The organism is Allobosea sp. GW821-FHT10B12 (genome assembly GCF_059415545.1).
The window spans coordinates 215839-230003 of sequence record NZ_JBWKNL010000002.1 but is presented as its reverse complement, the minus strand read 5'-3'; the positions used below and the strand labels follow the sequence as shown (position 1 = coordinate 230003).

Here is a 14165-nt window from a genome sequence, read left to right as displayed (position 1 = left end):
GATGAACGCGACCGTGAAGCCGCCGGTGCGGCGCGAGGCGATGCGCATCGCCGGCAAGCTGGTCTCGACCGAGGACATGGTCGAGGTCCGCAACCCTTATGACGACAGCGTGGTCGGGCTGATCCCTGCCGCCCGACCCGAGCATATTCGCGAGGCCTTCGCCAAGGCCAAGGCGTTCAAGCCGAAGCTCTCGCGCTATGAGCGCCAGCGCATCCTGCAGAAGACCGCCGAACTCCTGTTCGCCCGCAAGGAGGAGTTCGCCCGGCTGATCACCGCCGAGGCTGGCCTGTGCTGGAAGGATTCGCTCTACGAGGCCAGCCGCGCCTATGACGTCTGGTCCTTCGCGGCCCAGCTCACCATCAAGGACGATGGCGAGATGTTCTCCTGCGACATCTCGCCGAACGGCAAGGCCCGCAAGATCTTCACCACGCGCCAGCCGCTGCTCGGGGTGATCTCGGCGATCACCCCGTTCAACCACCCGCTCAACATGGTCAGCCACAAGCTGGCGCCAGCGATCGCGACCAATAACCGCCTGGTGCTGAAGCCGACCGAGCTGACGCCGCTGACGGCGCTGGCGCTCGCCGACGTGCTCTACGAGGCCGGGCTGCCGCCGGAGATGCTCTCGGTCGTCACCGGCAATCCCTCGACCATGGGCGATGCGATGATCACCGATCCCGATGCGGACCTGGTGACCTTCACCGGCTCGGTCCGGGTCGGCAAGCACATCGCCGCGACCGCCGGCTACAAGCGCATCGTGCTCGAGCTCGGCGGCAACGACCCGCTGATCGTCATGGAGGACGCCGATCTCGACAAGGCGGCCGAGCTCGCGGTCACCGGCGCAACCAAGAACTCGGGCCAGCGCTGCACGGCGGTGAAGCGCATCCTGGTGGTTGAGAGCGTCGCCGACGCCTTCTCCAAGCTCGTCGTCGAGAAGGCCAAGAAGCTCAAATGCGGCGATCCGATGGACCCGGCGACCGATGTCGGCACCGTCATCAACGCCCGCTCGGCCGCACTCTTCCAGACCCGCGTCGACGATGCCGTGAGGAAGGGCGCCGAAGTGCTCTACGGCAAGCGCGCCGAGGGCGCCCTCTTCCACCCGACCGTAGTCGACAAGATCCCCCACACCTGCGAGCTCGTGCACGAGGAGACCTTCGGCCCGGTCATCCCGATCATCCGCGTGCCCAACGACATCGCGGAGGTGATCGCGATCTCGAACTCGACTGCCTATGGCCTGTCGTCCGGCATCTGCACCAACCGCTTCGACTACATCCAGCGCTTCGTCGCCGAGCTTGAGGTCGGCACGGTCAATCTCTGGGAGGTTCCGGGCTACCGCATCGAGATGTCGCCCTTCGGCGGCATCAAGGACTCCGGCCTCGGCTACAAGGAGGGCGTCGTCGAGGCGATGAAGTCCTTCACCAACGTCAAGACCTGGTCCCTGCCCTGGGCGGCGTGACCCTCTCGGCCGGGGCGACCCCGAAAAGCACGACGTCCCGAGTCTTGGCGCGAAACCCGGGACGCGCCATCACAAGATTGGCCGGCGCAAGACCGGCTGCAGATTCGGGATTTGCAACATGCGGTTAGGCGTCATCGCCGACGTACACGGCAACCTGCCGGCTCTCGAGGCCGTGCTTGCCAGGCTCGCCGGGCTCTCTGTCGATCGGATTGTCAATCTCGGCGACTGCGCCTCGGGTCCGCTCTGGCCGGCTGAGACCGTGCGGCTCCTGCGCGCCAGCACGATGAGCCATGTCCGCGGCAATCATGACCGGGCCCTTGGCGCGGCGTCTCCGGAAGGCCTCGGCGCCTCCGACAGCTTCGCCTGGCGAGACCTCGATGCCGAGGCGCGGGGCTGGCTCGCCGGCCTGCCGTTCGAGCTCGAGATCGGCGGGGCACGCTGCTTTCACGCCAGCCCGAAAGACGACGACACCTATCTCCTCGACGAGATCGAGGACGGGCGCCTGGTGGCCGCTCGCCCGGAAACGGTCGAGGCGCTGATCGGTGCCGCCGGTTCTGGTGTGATCCTGTGCGGGCACAGCCATCAGGCGCGCCTGCTGCGGCTCGACAACGGCATCGTCGTGGTCAACCCCGGCAGCGTCGGCAATCCGGCCTATCACGCCACCGAGCCGAGCATCCATGTCTCGGAGAGCGGCGCGCCGCATGCCCGCTTCGCTGTTGTTGCGATGGCGGATGCGGTCGAGATCGAGCATCACGCCGTCGCCTATGACTGGAACGGTGCAGCCCGGCGTGCAGAAGCCAACGGCCGGACTGATTGGGCCCATGCCTTGCGAACCGGGCGGTCGCTGTCGTCGCGATAGCACGGTCCCTGCGCGCCACCTGCTGGCGACGGCACACCGCCGAAAGCAGGCTGTAGCCTGGCATTCATTCGGCAGCGTCGGAGCCGCCGGAGTCGGAACGGCACTCCGGCCCGAGACCGCTCGCCCCGATGCCGTTGACGAAGAGGCCGATCGTCTCGCGGGCGATGTGCTCGACCGAGAGCGGTCCGGCGGGATCGTGCCAGCGGGCGATCCAGCTCAGCGCGCCCGCCGCCGCGAAGGCGAGCAGCTTGGGATCGCAGGCGCGGATCGAGCCGTCGGCGATACCGGCTTCGATCAGGCCGCGGAAGCGCTTGTCGATCTTGCCCTTGAGGGCGCGCAATTCCTTGCGCGTCTCGGCCGGCAGGGGATCCTCGCCGACGAGGATGAGGCAGCGCCCGAACTCCTCGGTGACGATATGGGCGTATTCGGTCCAGAGCACGATCAGCCGCTCGAGCCCGCTGCCGCCGCTGCGCCTCGCCTGCGCCGAGGCAGCGGCGGCATCGAGCCGCTCCAGTCCGATCCGCACGCATTCGAACAGGATCTCGTCCTTGCTGCGGACATAGTGGTAGATCGTCGGCTTGGTGACGTTCAGCCGCTCCGCGACATCGTCGAGCGAGGTCCGGTGGAACCCTTGCTCGCTGAAGGCCTGCGCCGCGACGCGCAGCACAGCCTCGCGCTTGAGGGCGCGCTCGTGCTCGCGCTGCGCCGGCGTCTTCCAGAGGGCTGTCGCCATGTCCGGCTCAGGCCCGCTCGATCGCGAGTGCGATGCCCTGGCCGCCGCCGATGCACATCGTCACCAGCCCGTAGCGGCCACCAGTGCGCGCGAGCTCATAGGCCGCCTTCAGCGTGATGATCGCGCCGGTCGCGCCGACCGGGTGGCCGAGCGCGATCGCGCCGCCATTGGGATTGACCTTGGCTGGATCGAAGCCGAGTTCCTTGGCGACGGCGCAAGCCTGCGCGGCGAAGGCCTCGTTCGACTCGATCACGTCGAAATCGCCGAGCGAAAGCCCGGTGCGCTTGAGCAGCGCCTGCACCGCCGGCACAGGGCCGATGCCCATCACGCCGGGCTCGACGCCGGCATGGGCATAGCCGACGATACGGGCGAGCACCGGCTTGCCCTCGCGGCCGGCGCGGCCTTCCTCCATCAGCACCATGGCGGCAGCGCCGTCATTGATGCCCGAGGCGTTGCCGGGCGTCACCGTGCCGTCCTTCTTGAAGGTCGGGCGCAAGCCCTTGAGCGTCTCCGCCGTGGTGCCCGGCTTGGGATGCTCGTCGGTGTCGAAGCTGATGGTGTCGCGACCCTTGCGGACTTCGACCGGCAGGATCTGCTCGCGGAAGCGGCCGTTCTTGATCGCCTCGGCGGCGCGGCGCTGGCTCTCGGCTGCGAACTCGTCCTGCGCCTCGCGGTCGATGCCATAGCGCTCGGCGACGTTCTCGGCGGTGATGCCCATGATGCCGTTGCCGAACGGGTCGGTCAGGATGCCGGTGAGATGGTCGCTGGCGACCGTGTCGCCCATGCGCTGGCCGAAGCGGGCCGTCGAGAGCAGATGCGGCGCCCGGCTCATCGTCTCCGCGCCGCCGGCGACGGCGGTGTCGCAGTCGCCGAGCATGATCGCCTGCGCCGCGGAGACGATCGCCTGCACTCCGGAGCCGCAGAGCCGGTTCAGCGTCATTGCCGGAACCTCGACCGGAATGCCCGCGTCGATGGCTGCGATGCGGGCGAGATAGGCGTCCTTGGATTCGGTCAGGATGACGTTGCCGAACACGACATGGCCGACCTCCGAAGCCGGCAGCTCGGCCCGGCGCAGCGCCTCGCCGACGCAAGCTGCGCCGAGCGCGGTCGGCGCATGGCCGGACAGCGCCCCGCCGAAGGTTCCGATCGCGGTACGCACGCCCGCGGTGATGACGACATGACGGCTCATGGAACTCTCCTTCAGGCTGGTTCGGCCTGCCGCTCGGGCTTGTACAGGCCCTCGATCTCGGCGGCATATTTTTTTGCGATGTTGGCGCGGCGCACCTTCATCGTCGCGGTGACCTCGTCATCGTCATGGTCGAGTTCCTTGACGAGGAGGTGGAAGCGCTTGAGCTGCGCCACCGGCGCAAGCTGGCTGTTCGCCCGCTCGATCTCGGCGGAGACCAACTCGCGCACGCGCTCATGCTCCGCGAGGCTGCGGAAATGGGTGAAGGCGATGCGGTTCTCCTCGGCCCATTTGCCGACGGTCTCGGCATCGATCTGGATCAGGGCGGAAGGGTAGCGGCGCCCGTCGGCGACGACGATGCACTCCTTGATGAAGGCGCTGCCCTTCACCGTGTTCTCGATCTCCGAGGGGCTGAGATTCTTGCCGCCGGCGGTGATCATGATGTCCTTGAGCCGGTCGACGATCCGAACCTGTCCGGCCTCGATCACGGCGACGTCGCCGGTGTGGAGCCAACCCTCGCGCAGCACGCCAGCCGTCGCCTCGGGATTGCGGAAATAGCCTTCGAAAACGATGTCGCCGCGCAGCAGCAGCTCGCCCTGATCGCCGAGCTTGAGCTCGGTGCCCGCGACGGCCTCGCCGACTGAAGCAGGTAGCAGGTGCTCGCGGCGCTGGCCGACTGACATGCCCGAGGTCTCGGTCAGGCCGTAGACCTCGACCAGCGGCACGCCGAGGGTGCGGAAGAACTGCACGATGCGCGGCGGGATCGGTGCCGCGCCGGTCAGCGCGACCTTGGCCTTGCGCAGGCCGATGAAGTTCTGCAGCGCCCGGAAGATGACGAGGTGGTAGAAGCCCGCGATCGCCTTCTCGCGCAGGCTGCGTACCGCCTTCGGCTTGGTCGCGAAGGGCTCGCAGGCGGCAAGGCCGGCCTCGAACAGGGCCCGGCGCCAGCCGCCGGCCTCTATCAGCTTGATGTGGATCGCGGCGTGCAGCTTCTCCCAGATGCGGGGGACGCCGAGGAAAAGAGTCGGCGCGATCTCGCGCAGGTCCTCCTGCACGGTGCGGATCGACTCGCCGAAGGAGACGCAGGAGCCTGAATAGATCGGCGCCATCGTGCTCAGCATCTGCTCGGCGACATGGCAGAGCGGCAGATAGGACAGGTTGGTCGTCGTGGCATCGTAGCCGAGCCGCTCGACGACGCCGGCCGCCTGGGCGCGCATGTTGCGATAGCTCAGCATCGCGCCCTTGGGCTTGCCGGTCGAGCCGGAGGTATAGACCATCAGGCCGATATCGGCCGGCGTCTGCGCGGCGAGGCAAGATTCGACCAGCCCGGGAAGCTTCGCCTCGTGCTCGGCGCCGAGCCGCAGCACCTCGGCGAAGGCGACGACCAGTTCCGAGGCGTAACCCCGCAGCCCCTTGGGATCGATCACCACGATCCGCTTCAGCCGTGGCAGTTCCTCCAGCCGCTCCAGCACCTTGTCGGTCTGCTCCTGGTCCTCGCAGACCACGATCTCGACCTCGGAATGCCCCAGCACATAGGCGACCTCGTTGGCCGGGCTGGTCGCATAGACGCCGATCGCGACAGCATTGACCATGCCGGCGCCGAGCTGGGCGACAACCCATTCGGCGCGGTTCTCGGAGAGGATGCCGACATGACCGCCCTCGGCGAGGCCGAGTGCCCGCAGTCCGAGGCCGAAATGGCGGGAGCGCTGGTCGTACTGCGCCCAGCTGATCGGCAGCCAGATGCCGAAATCCTTCTGCCTGATCGCGACACGCTCCGGCATCGTCCGGGCGTTCTCGCGCAGCATTTGCGGCAGAGTGAGGTTCGGAAGCTCGCGCATCGCCGCCGTCCTCACGAGAGCCAGCGCTTGCGGCGCTTGTAGTGCTTGATGTCGCGATAGCTGCGCTCGGCCCCCGCGCCGCCGAGGCCGAGATAGAATTCGCGCACGTCCTGATCGCGCATCAGCTTCTCGACCGGCCCATCGATCACGACCTTGCCCATTTCGAGGATGTAGCCGTAATTCGCCACGGCGAAGGCGACCGCGGCGTTCTGCTCGACCAGCAGCATCGAGACCTTCTGCTCGGCATTGATGCGGGCGATGATCGCGAAGATCTCCTCGACCAGCTTGGGCGCGAGGCCGAGCGAGGGCTCGTCGAGCAGGATCAGCGAAGGCCTTGCGATCAGGGCGCGCCCGATCGCCAGCATCTGCTGCTCGCCGCCGGAGAGGTAGCCGGCGAGGCCCTTGCGACGTTCGTGCAGCCGCGGAAAGTAGCTGTAGACTAGGTCGAAATCGGCTGCGGGCAGCTTGCGCCCGGTCAGCGCGAAGGTCGCGGCGGTGAGGTTCTCCTCGACGGAGAGGTCCTCGAAGATCCGCCGCCCCTCCATCACATGGAAGAGGCCGCGCCGAACGAGACCGTGCGGAGTCAGGCTGGCGATGTCGTCGCCGCGGAAGCGGATGGCGCCGGCGGTGACGTCGCCATCCTCAAGCGAGAGCAGGTTCGACACCGCTTTCAGCAGCGTCGACTTGCCGGCGCCGTTCGAGCCGAGTAGGGCGACGATCTCGCCCTGCGGCACTTGCAGCGACAGCCCGCGCAGCACCTGCACGGTTCGGTTATAGACCACCTCGACATTGTTGACGTCGAGCACCGCGGAACCGGCCATGACCTCTAGCCCTTCATCCGGCAGCCGTGACTACAGCTTGATCCAGTCGGAAGCCGGCTGCATCTGCTTGGCCTTGGCGTCGAAGCGGTAGATGCGCCCGACCGGCACGGAATTGCCGGGGATCGAGATCGGCACGCCGAAAAGGCCGCCGGTGTCGAAATCCTTGATGCTGTTGAGCCCGGCCTTGAGATTGGCGCCGTTGAGCTCCTTGCCGGCGTCGAGCGTGCGCTTCACCGCCTCGGCCATCAGCATGGCGGTGACGAAGCCCTGCAGGTAGCCGGTCGACTGGTATTCAGGCCGCATCTGCCGGATTTTCTCCAGCATCGGCGCGGTGCCTTCCTTGTCGTAGTAATAGCGGTAGGGCATCACGCCCATGAAGCCCTCTGCGGCATCGCCCATGCGCTGCACCGTCGAGTTGTCCATGGTCCAGAACGTGCCCATGAACTGGCTCTTCATGCCCATCTGCTTCGCCTGGGTGACGAATTCCGGGATCGGCGCCAGCACATAGCCGTGGAAGATCGTGAAGTCCGGGTTGGCGCGGCGCAGCTTCAGCACCTCGGTCGAGACGTCGACGCTGCCGGGCGGCGTCACGATTTTCTCGACCACGCTGAGCTTCAGCTCTTTGGCGACGGTCTCGCTCGGCCCGATCGGATCGCGCCCGAACTCGCTGTCGGAATAGACGAAGGCGACGCGGGCGCCCGGCTTCTCCTTGGCGATGTAGCGCAAGAGGATGCCGAACATCTCGGTGTAGTCGGGTCCCGCCATGAACTGCAGCGGGAACTTCTTGGGATCGTTGAGCTCGGTCGCGAAGGAGGCGCCGGCCATCATCATGCTGCCGCGGCGCTCGAGCTCGGGATTGATCGTCTTCGAGAAGCCGGTGGAGTCGCCATAGTAGAGCGAGACCTTGTCCTGGCCGGTGATCTTGTTGAAGGCGGCGACCGAGGCGTCGACCTTGTAGGCGGTGTCCTCGGCGACGTACTTGATCTTGCGGCCCTTGATGCCGCCGCCATCATTCAGGATCTTGAGATAGTCTTGGATGCCGGCATGGATGCCGACGCCGGCGAAGGCGAAGACGCCGGTCAGCGGGATCGAGCCGCCGAGCACGATGTCGCCGCCCTCCTGTGCTGCGAGCGGCCTGACGCCGAGCGCCAATCCGCTGGCGAGCACTGCGGTGCCGGCGAGAAGCTGGCGCCTGTCGATGAGCTTGGTCATGTCATCCTCCCCAAGGTTTGGCTGCTCTTGCCGGCAGCCGTTTCAGCGAAGTTCTCAGGTCCTGAACGGCCAGAGATGGAAGAAGCGCCGCAGGCGCCGCCAGATCTCGGCGAGGCCGCGCGGCTCGAAGATCAGGAAACCGACGATCAGCCCGCCGAAGACGATGGTGCGCACTGGCGCCAGCGCGGCGAGCGCGTCCGGATAGAACGGCGTTGCCCAGTTCGCGACGAACTTCAGCAGTTCCGGCACCAGCGTCATGAAGACCGCGCCGAGGATGCCGCCGAGGATCGTGCCCATGCCGCCGACGATGATCGCCGCGAGATAGAAGATCGAATTGACCAGCGGAAAGCTCTCCGGCGTGACGACGCGGAAGAAATAGGCCCAGAGCCCGCCGGCGAGGCCGGCATAGAAGGACGAGATCGCAAAGCTCGTCAGCTTGTAGCGCAGCAGCGGGATGCCAAGCACCTCGGCCGAGATGTCGCGGTCGCGGATGGCGATGAAGGCGCGCCCGATCCGGGTGCGCAGGAGGTTGGCAGCGCCCAGCACCATCAGGCAGGTCACCGGCATGATCAGCCAGTAGAGCAGGAAGGGCTGGTCGAGGTTGAGGCCGAACAGGCGCGCGGGCGGCATCGACAGGCCCCGCGACTCGCCGGTCAGCGACCAGTGCGAGAACAGGAAATGCAGGATGACCGAGGCCGCGATCGTCGCGATGGCGAGATAGAGCCCCTTCACCTTGAGGCTGGGAATGCCGACGATGACGCCGATCGCCGCGGCGAAACTTGCGCCGATCAGCAAATTTAGCAGGAAGGGCGTGCCGAGCCGGATTTCCAGCACCGCGACAGTATAGGCGCCGACGCTCATGAAGGCGGCCTGGCCGAGGCTGACGAGGCCGGTATAGCCGGTGAGCAGGTTGAGCCCGGTCGCGCTGGCGACATTGATCGCGCAGAGGCAGGCGAGAAAGAGCCAGTACGGGCTGGCGACGAACGGAAAGGCGATCGCAGCGAGCGCGAGCAGCACCAGCAGGGTGCGCTGCACGGATGTGTCGAACAGCGCCTCGTCGGCGGCATAGCTGGTCTTGAGCGTGCCGATCCGCATGGCGCTAGAGCCTCTCGATCTCGTGGGTGCCGAACAGCCCGTAGGGACGGACCATCAGCAGCACGAGCAGCAGCGCGAAGGTGACGACGAGCTTGAATTCGCCGCCGAGGAAGGCGCCGGCGAGCGCCTCGACCAGCCCGATCAGGAGGCCGCCGACCAGCGCGCCGGCGATCGAGTCGAGTCCGCCGATGATGACGACGACAAGGACGGAGAGGCCGAACACGCCCATGGTCGGCGAGATCCCGCCGATCGCCCCGACCAGCACGCCGGCGCCGGCTGCGGTGGCGCAGGCGAGGATCCAGGCTATCGAGAAGACGCGGGGAACGTCGATGCCGACCGAATAGGCCGCGCCCTGGTCGGCCGCCGTCGCCTTCAGAGCGACGCCGCCGCGCGAGAAGCGGAACAAGGCGAGGAAGAGCCCGATCACCACGGCCGCGGCGACGAAGCCGATCGCGACCTTGGGTGCAAGATAGGCATCGCCGAGGAAGACCGGTGCCGAGGGCATGAATTCGGGCAAGCGCAGCGGGTCGGCGCCCCAGCCGAGCTGAACCACGCCGGCCAGGATCGAGCCGAGGCCGATCGTCACCATGAACACCGAGATCGGGCTCTCGCCCAGCATCGGCCGGATCAGGGCGCGCTCGACCAGCCAGCCGAGCGCGCCGCCGGCCGCGATGGCGAGCGGCAGCGCCAGCCAGGGCGAGAGGCCGAGCCCGGCCGCGAAGCCGAGGAAGGCATAGCCGCCGAGCATCAGGATCTCGCCGATGGCGAGGTTCACAACGCGCGTGGCCTTGTAGATCAGCACGAAGGCGACGCCGGTCAATGCATAGAGCGCGCCGGCGCCGAGCCCGGCGAGGGTGACTTCGAAGAGGAAGAGCGCGTCCATCACGCCGCCTCCGCCTTGATCCGGCGCGCGATCGCCCCGACATCGCCCGAGCCGAGATAGGCGGCGATCACCGCCTCGTTGCCCTGGACCTCGCGCGGCGTGCCGCTGGCGATGACCTGGCCGAAATTCAGCACCACGACATGGTCGGAGATGTCCATCACCATGCCCATGTCGTGCTCGACCATCAGGATGGTGACGCCCCATTCCTCCTTCACGTCGAGGATGAAGCGGGCCATGTCCTCGGTCTCCTCGCGGTTCATGCCCGCGACCGGCTCATCCAGCATCAGGATGCGCGGGCGCATGGCGAGCGCACGCGCCAACTCGACGCGCTTCTGCAAACCGTAGGAGAGCGTGCCGACCGAGGCATTGCGAATGTGCTGGATCTCGAGGAAGTCGATGATGCGCTCCTCGATCTCGGCCCGGAGTTCCAGCTCCTCCTTCTGGGCCCGGCCCCAATAGAACAGCGCATCGAGCACGCCGGTGCGCATATGGGCGTGGCGGCCGAGCTTGATGTTGTCGAGCACGGTCATGCCGCGGAACAGCGCGATGTTCTGGAAGGTGCGGGCAAGCCCGCGCGCGGCGCGCTGCGGGGCTCGTACGCCCTCCAGGCTCTCGCCGGCGAAGCGGATATTGCCGGCCTGCGGCCGGTAGAAGCCCGAGATGGTGTTGAACAGCGAGGTCTTGCCGGCGCCGTTCGGACCGATCACGGCAGTGATCGCGCCTTCCGGCACGTTGAACGAGACGTCGCTGAGCGCCCGCACCCCGCCGAAGGCGAGCGAGACGCCCGAGACCTCCAGAATGGGGGAAGCCACCATCTCAGCGCCCCTCGAATAGCGGCGGTCGCTTGGCCAGGAAGGCCTGCGCGCCCTCCCGGAAGTCTGCCGTGCGCGTGCCGGCGAGGAAAGCCTCGCGCTCGAGATCGAGCTGGGCGGGAAGGTCGTTGCCGAGCGAGCGCCCGACGAGATGCTTGATCCGGGCATAGGCAGCGGTCGGTCCTTGCGCCAGGCGGCGCGCCAGTGCCGCGGCTTCGGATTGCAGCGAAGCGGCCGGCACTACCCGGTTGACCAGGCCGAGTGCCTGCGCTTCGGCCACGCCGATGGGCTCGGCCAGCAAGGCGAGTTCGAGCGCTTTGCGCTCGCCGACCAAGCGCGGCAGCCGATAGGTCGCCGAGCCGTCCGGGGAAGCGCCGATGCGGGAATAGGCCATGGTGAAGACGGCATCGTCGGCGGCGATGCAGAGATCGCAAGCCATGGCGAGGCTGAAGCCAGCTCCGGCGACCGGGCCCTGCACGGCAGCCAGCGTCGGCAGCTTCAGCGCGTCGAGCGCGCGCAGTGCGGTGTGAAACGGGTCGATGATCGCCTCGACCGCGGCTGCCGGGTCTTCTCCCGCAAAGCTGGCGACATCGCCACCGGCGCAGAAGGCCCGCCCCACCCCGCGCAGCAGCAGGACGCGTGCCGTGCCGTCCTGCTCGACCTGTGCGACCGCATCCGCAAGGCCGCGGGCCAGCTGCGCGTCGATCGCGTTGAGCACGTGCGGACGGTTGAGCGTGACGATGGCGACGGTCTGCTCGATCGTGAGCAGCACCGGGCTCCCGGCCTGGTCCATGACGTTCCCCTCGAGCCCACGATCGTTCCGCCGCGGTGTCGCTCGCCTACTTGGTATTAATGACCTTACTCATGAGTAAGGCGAAAGCCGGCGAGATGCGCTATGTGCAATTGCGCACGACTGGAATTGTCAAAACGGAACGGGCGGTCAAATTGTCGCGGACGGGATCCGCACTCATGGCGCGAGGAAATGCAAGCCTGTCATCAGGATCGAACTGCTCGTCTGTCGAAAAAAAGAGCGGCATGCCGCTACATCCGGCTGAGTAGCGCTTGGTTACCGGTCGCCACAGCCCGTCCGTTGTCGCATAATGCGCGGGCGAGGGCGGCCGTTGTGCAGGAACTTGCGAGGCCGTCGTCGGTTGATTGATGGGGCTGTCGCCGACGGCTCCGGCTGCCGCGGGATGGCTACCATGAGCGAGAAGGCCAGCGAGATATTCCGCCTGTTCTCTGAGGATTACCGTAGTTATTCGCAGGAGGAGATGAGCCTACAGGAGTACCTGCTGGCTTGCCGCGAAGACAAGTCGATGTATGCCTCTGCCGCCGAGCGAATGCTCGACGCGATCGGAAAACCGAAACTGTTCGATACCAGCCAGGACGAGCGCCTCGGCCGCATCTTTTCCAACCGGACGATCAAGATCTACCCATCCTTCGCCGACTTCTTCGGCATGGAGGATACGATCGAGCGGATCGCCGGCTATTTCCGCTACGCATCGCAGGGCCTGGAGGAGCGCAAGCAGATCCTCTATTTGCTCGGCCCTGTAGGCGGCGGCAAGTCGTCGCTGGCCGAGCGGCTCAAGAAGCTGATGGAGGAGCGTCCGTTCTACACGCTCAAGATCGGCGACCGGATCAGCCCGGTCTTCGAATCGCCGCTCGGCCTGTTCCGGCCGGACCGCATGGGCGACCTCTTCGAGGACAAGTACGGGATCGCACGACGCCGCCTGACCGGCCTGATCTCGCCTTGGGCGGCAAAGCGGCTCGACGAGCTCTCCGGCGACATCTCCAAGTTCAGCGTCGTCAAGCTGACCCCTTCACGCCTGCGCCAGGTCGGCATCGCCAAGACCGAACCGGGTGACGAGAACAATCAGGATGTCTCGACGCTGGTCGGCAAAGTCGACATCCGCCAGCTCGAAAACTTCAGCCAATCGGACCCGGACGCCTATTCCTACAGCGGCGGGCTGAACCGGACGACGCAGGGCCTGCTCGAATTCGTCGAGATGTTCAAGGCGCCGATCAAGGTGCTGCATCCGCTGCTGACCGCGACCCAGGAGGGCAGCTACAACGGCACCGAGAACTTCGGCGCCTTCCCCTATCAGGGCATCGTCCTGGCGCACTCCAACGAGTCCGAATGGCTCCAGTTCAAGAACAACCGGAACAACGAGGCCTTCCTCGACCGCATCCTGGTGATCAAGGTGCCCTATTGCCTGCGCATCACCGAGGAGCGGCAGATTTACGAAAAGCTGCTGCGAGATAGCGAGCTGGCCGGCAGCCCCTGCGCGCCGGAGGTGCTCGACCTGCTCAGCCGCTTCTCGGTCTCGACCCGGTTGGCCGAATTCGAGAACTCGCCGCTCTACACCAAGATGCGCGTCTATGACGGCGAGAACCTCAAGGAGCTGGAGCCCAAGGCCAAGGCCATCCAGGAGTATCGCGACGCCGCCGGCGTCGACGAGGGCATGACCGGCGTCAGCACGCGCTTTGCCTTCAAGATCCTCTCGCAGACCTTCAACTACGACACCGAGGAGCTCGCCGCCGACCCCGTACACCTGATGTACATCCTGGAGGGGGCGATCAAGCGCGAGCAGTTCCCCAAGGAGACGGAAGCGGCCTATCTCGACTTCATCAAGTCGGAGCTGGCGACGCGCTATGCCGAGTTCATCGGGCACGAGATCCAGAAGGCTTATCTGGAGTCCTACGGCGAATACGGCCAGAACCTGTTCGACCGCTACATCGCCTATGCCGACGCCTGGGTCGAGGATCAGGACTACAAGGACCCCGATACCGGCCAGATCCTCAACCGGCAGGTCCTGGACAACGAATTATCGCAGATCGAGAAGCCGGCCGGCATCGCCAATCCCAAGGACTTCCGCAACGAGGTCGTGAAATTCACCTTGCGCGCGCGGGCCAGGAACAACGGCCGCAACCCATCCTGGACCAGCTATGAGAAGCTGCGCGAGGTGATCGAGAAGCGGATGTTCGGCCAGGTCGAGGACCTGCTGCCGGTGATCAGCTTCGGCTCGAAGCAGGACAGCGTGACCGAGAAGCGCCATCACGGCTTCGTGCAGCGCATGGTCGAGCGTGGCTATACCGAGCGCCAGGTCCGGCGCCTGGTCGACTGGTACATGCGCGTCAACAAGGCGGGCTAAAGCCGGATCCGATCAGGTTGGATCGACCTGATCGGTGAATCCGTCTCTTACTTTGAGTTTAGAGCATCGGCCCGGAAAGTGGGGTGCGGTTTTCGGATCAAGCCGATGCAAAGTTAAAGAT

At 66.4% G+C, this 14165-nt stretch carries 12 protein-coding genes; 3 read left to right on the top strand and 9 right to left on the bottom strand.

Annotation, left to right across the window (positions count from 1 at the left end; all coding sequences use genetic code 11):
- Position 1: 1 nt before the first annotated feature.
- The gene (phnY, locus tag AC07O0_RS06355; protein WP_494621098.1) at positions 2-1453 is read left to right on the top strand and encodes a phosphonoacetaldehyde dehydrogenase; all 1452 of its coding nucleotides are present in this window, start codon (positions 2-4) and stop codon (positions 1451-1453) included.
- Positions 1454-1571: 118 nt separating this feature from the next.
- On the top strand, positions 1572-2312 hold the full coding sequence (locus tag AC07O0_RS06350; protein ID WP_494621096.1) for a metallophosphoesterase family protein: 741 nt from the start codon (positions 1572-1574) through the stop codon (positions 2310-2312).
- Positions 2313-2376: 64 nt separating this feature from the next.
- Here AC07O0_RS06350 and AC07O0_RS06345 read toward each other — a convergent pair whose 3' ends face one another.
- The 9 genes from AC07O0_RS06345 to AC07O0_RS06305 are packed head-to-tail and all read right to left on the bottom strand — an operon-like array spanning position 2377 to position 11685.
- On the bottom strand, positions 2377-3045 hold the full coding sequence (locus tag AC07O0_RS06345) for a TetR/AcrR family transcriptional regulator (protein WP_494621094.1): 669 nt from the start codon (positions 3043-3045) through the stop codon (positions 2377-2379).
- Positions 3046-3052: 7 nt separating this feature from the next.
- Positions 3053-4234 (bottom strand): beta-ketothiolase BktB, encoded by a 1182-nt coding sequence (gene bktB / locus AC07O0_RS06340; protein ID WP_494621092.1) that lies wholly within the window; start codon positions 4232-4234, stop codon positions 3053-3055.
- Between the two features lie 11 nt (positions 4235-4245).
- Positions 4246-6069, bottom strand: a complete 1824-nt coding sequence (locus tag AC07O0_RS06335) for an AMP-dependent synthetase/ligase (RefSeq protein ID WP_494621090.1) — start codon at positions 6067-6069, stop codon at positions 4246-4248.
- Positions 6070-6080: 11 nt separating this feature from the next.
- Positions 6081-6890, bottom strand: coding sequence for an ABC transporter ATP-binding protein (locus tag AC07O0_RS06330; RefSeq protein WP_494621088.1), 810 nt, complete (start codon positions 6888-6890; stop codon positions 6081-6083).
- A gap of 30 nt (positions 6891-6920) precedes the next feature.
- Entirely contained in the window at positions 6921-8102 is a 1182-nt protein-coding gene (locus AC07O0_RS06325) for an ABC transporter substrate-binding protein (protein WP_494621086.1), read from the bottom strand.
- Positions 8103-8156: 54 nt separating this feature from the next.
- Positions 8157-9197, bottom strand: a complete 1041-nt coding sequence (locus AC07O0_RS06320) for a branched-chain amino acid ABC transporter permease (protein ID WP_494621084.1) — start codon at positions 9195-9197, stop codon at positions 8157-8159.
- Positions 9198-9201: 4 nt separating this feature from the next.
- On the bottom strand, positions 9202-10080 hold the full coding sequence (locus AC07O0_RS06315; protein WP_494621082.1) for a branched-chain amino acid ABC transporter permease: 879 nt from the start codon (positions 10078-10080) through the stop codon (positions 9202-9204).
- Positions 10080-10895, bottom strand: a complete 816-nt coding sequence (locus tag AC07O0_RS06310; protein ID WP_494621080.1) for an ABC transporter ATP-binding protein — start codon at positions 10893-10895, stop codon at positions 10080-10082. The genes AC07O0_RS06315 and AC07O0_RS06310 overlap by 1 nt, the downstream gene beginning before the upstream one ends.
- 1 nt (position 10896) lies before the next feature.
- A complete protein-coding gene (locus AC07O0_RS06305; RefSeq protein WP_494621078.1) occupies positions 10897-11685 on the bottom strand; it encodes an enoyl-CoA hydratase/isomerase family protein in 789 nt (262 codons plus the stop codon).
- A 409-nt stretch (positions 11686-12094) separates the two neighbouring features.
- Here AC07O0_RS06305 and AC07O0_RS06300 point away from each other — a divergent pair, with 409 nt between their 5' ends.
- The gene (locus AC07O0_RS06300) at positions 12095-14044 is read left to right on the top strand and encodes a PrkA family serine protein kinase (RefSeq protein WP_494621076.1); all 1950 of its coding nucleotides are present in this window, start codon (positions 12095-12097) and stop codon (positions 14042-14044) included.
- The last annotated feature ends 121 nt before the right edge of the window (positions 14045-14165 follow it).

What these genes read in the sequence shown, in the direction of transcription:
- phnY (WP_494621098.1), top strand. Translation starts at nt 2, where the DNA reads ATGAACGCGACCGTGAAGCCGCCGGTGCGGCGCGAGGCGATGCGCATC.
- AC07O0_RS06350 (WP_494621096.1), top strand. Translation starts at nt 1,572, where the DNA reads ATGCGGTTAGGCGTCATCGCCGACGTACACGGCAACCTGCCGGCTCTC.
- AC07O0_RS06345 (WP_494621094.1), bottom strand. Translation starts at nt 3,045, where the DNA reads ATGGCGACAGCCCTCTGGAAGACGCCGGCGCAGCGCGAGCACGAGCGC.
- bktB (WP_494621092.1), bottom strand. Translation starts at nt 4,234, where the DNA reads ATGAGCCGTCATGTCGTCATCACCGCGGGCGTGCGTACCGCGATCGGA.
- AC07O0_RS06335 (WP_494621090.1), bottom strand. Translation starts at nt 6,069, where the DNA reads ATGCGCGAGCTTCCGAACCTCACTCTGCCGCAAATGCTGCGCGAGAAC.
- AC07O0_RS06330 (WP_494621088.1), bottom strand. Translation starts at nt 6,890, where the DNA reads ATGGCCGGTTCCGCGGTGCTCGACGTCAACAATGTCGAGGTGGTCTAT.
- AC07O0_RS06325 (WP_494621086.1), bottom strand. Translation starts at nt 8,102, where the DNA reads ATGACCAAGCTCATCGACAGGCGCCAGCTTCTCGCCGGCACCGCAGTG.
- AC07O0_RS06320 (WP_494621084.1), bottom strand. Translation starts at nt 9,197, where the DNA reads ATGCGGATCGGCACGCTCAAGACCAGCTATGCCGCCGACGAGGCGCTG.
- AC07O0_RS06315 (WP_494621082.1), bottom strand. Translation starts at nt 10,080, where the DNA reads ATGGACGCGCTCTTCCTCTTCGAAGTCACCCTCGCCGGGCTCGGCGCC.
- AC07O0_RS06310 (WP_494621080.1), bottom strand. Translation starts at nt 10,895, where the DNA reads ATGGTGGCTTCCCCCATTCTGGAGGTCTCGGGCGTCTCGCTCGCCTTC.
- AC07O0_RS06305 (WP_494621078.1), bottom strand. Translation starts at nt 11,685, where the DNA reads ATGGACCAGGCCGGGAGCCCGGTGCTGCTCACGATCGAGCAGACCGTC.
- AC07O0_RS06300 (WP_494621076.1), top strand. Translation starts at nt 12,095, where the DNA reads ATGAGCGAGAAGGCCAGCGAGATATTCCGCCTGTTCTCTGAGGATTAC.